2 protein-coding genes and 1 pseudogene are annotated in these 1575 nt (G+C 44.8%); all 3 read left to right on the top strand.

From position 1 onward, the window contains the following. On the top strand, positions 1 to 456 hold a 456-nt coding region (locus tag QUA38_RS28815), incomplete at its 5' end, for a DUF4168 domain-containing protein (protein WP_333167922.1). A gap of 442 nt (positions 457 to 898) precedes the next feature. Beyond that, positions 899 to 1336: an urease accessory protein UreE gene (ureE, locus tag QUA38_RS28810; protein WP_333167919.1), complete on the top strand. Its 438-nt coding sequence runs from the start codon at positions 899 to 901 to the stop codon at positions 1334 to 1336. A 144-nt stretch (positions 1337 to 1480) separates the two neighbouring features. Continuing rightward, positions 1481 to 1575 (top strand): annotated as a pseudogene (locus QUA38_RS28805) (urease accessory protein UreF); the annotation flags it as partial.

Below are 1575 nucleotides of genomic sequence, written 5' to 3'. Positions count from 1 at the left end.
AACCGGATGCTGCGACAATCGCTGTTGCTTGGCATCTTTTCTGCAGCAGCTTTAGCTAGCGGATGGGCGCCCGGTTTGTATGCACAATCCCCAAACCTCGTTTTCGGAGCAGCAGCCCAAGCTCAAGAGATTAGCAGCGAGGAAATTACTAGCTACGCTCGTGCTGTGTTGGCAATAGAACCCAGACGGGTGGAAGCTTTTAACGAAATTAAAGGAATGGCTGGGGGTTCGGTTCCCAGAGTCGTGTGCAACGAAACTCAGCAAATTAATAGGTTGTCTGGAAGTGTTCGCGGCATCGCGGTGAATTACTGCCAACAAGCTAAAAAAGTTATCGAAACCAATGGTTTGACAGTTAGTCGCTTCAACCAGCTTACTTTGCTCCAGCAAGCGGATCCGGCAGTCAAACAGCGAATTCAAGCCGAGCTCCTGCGACTGCAACAAGCGGGTAATCAATAAGCTTGATGGTTTGAGTCTTTCTTCCTCTCCCGTTCGTATTAGACTTCTCCATAAAAGCTTGTTAAGGGCAGGCAGGATTCCTAACCGCTACCTCCCCCCAACAATATATTGGAGATTTAAATTGTTCGAGTTCCTAGACGGTAGGCAAAATTTTTTGAAAAAAAAGCGATCGTCTGCGATCCAGTGCTTGACAAAATAACATAAATTTGGTATTGAAGCCAGAACGGGAGCGGCCAGAGAGATGAATATTTTTCAACTTGCTGTAAATCGCAATGAGATATAGCGATCGCCAACACGATTAAGACGTTTTTAATTTCTGAAACATGAGCTGAAGATTGGAACTTCAGTCTTCCTTATTCCTTCGGCTATAAAAAACATATTCCTCAAAAATTCCTCAAAAACTAGAGGTCAAGTGAATTGCTCTGAGGAATAGAATATAAAAATGCTAACATTCACAAAACATTTGCCTGCAAATCCCGATGCTATTGTCAGCTTTACTTTACAAATGACATCGGACGATCGCACTCGCAGCCGTCACCGATTCGAGACGGAAACGGGGGAAAGGCTGCACCTGAGTTTGCCCAGAGGTACGGTACTGCGCGATCGAGATTTATTGCAGTCGGAAGACGGTAGCTTTTTGGTACTGGTAAGTGCAAAACCCGAACTGGTGCTGACAGCGCGGGCATCAAGTCCGCTGCTACTGATGCGGGCGGCTTATCATTTAGGAAACCGTCACGTAGCTTTAGAAATTGCGGATAATTATTTAAGGCTTTCTCCCGACTCTGTGTTGCAGGGAATGCTAGAAAAAATGGGTTTGGAAGTAACACAGGAAATTGTGCCGTTTCAGCCGGAAATGGGCGCTTATGGGCACAGCCATTAGATTTTAGATTTTAGATTTTAGATTTTAGATTTACTCTCACCGATGAATGCGAGGGCTTGTGACTAAATTGCTTTCGGCCATTCAAGAAGCAATAAGTCAACAGTCAACAGTCAACAGTCAACAGTCAACAGTCAACAGTCAACAGTGAACAATCAACTTTTATGTTTGTTACAGCTAGCTTTTGCACCTGTGGGAGCTTATAGTTATTCTGAGGGAATCGAAAGTCTGGTAGAAACCGG

This window comes from Microcoleus sp. Pol12B4 (genome assembly GCF_036701385.1).
Lineage (GTDB): Bacteria > Cyanobacteriota > Cyanobacteriia > Cyanobacteriales > Microcoleaceae > Microcoleus.
This window is presented reverse-complemented; position numbering and strand designations above follow the sequence as displayed.

Bases quoted from the DNA above. Each gene is read 5' to 3' on its own strand.
- ureE (WP_333167919.1), top strand. From the start codon at position 899: ATGCTAACATTCACAAAACATTTGCCTGCAAATCCCGATGCTATTGTC.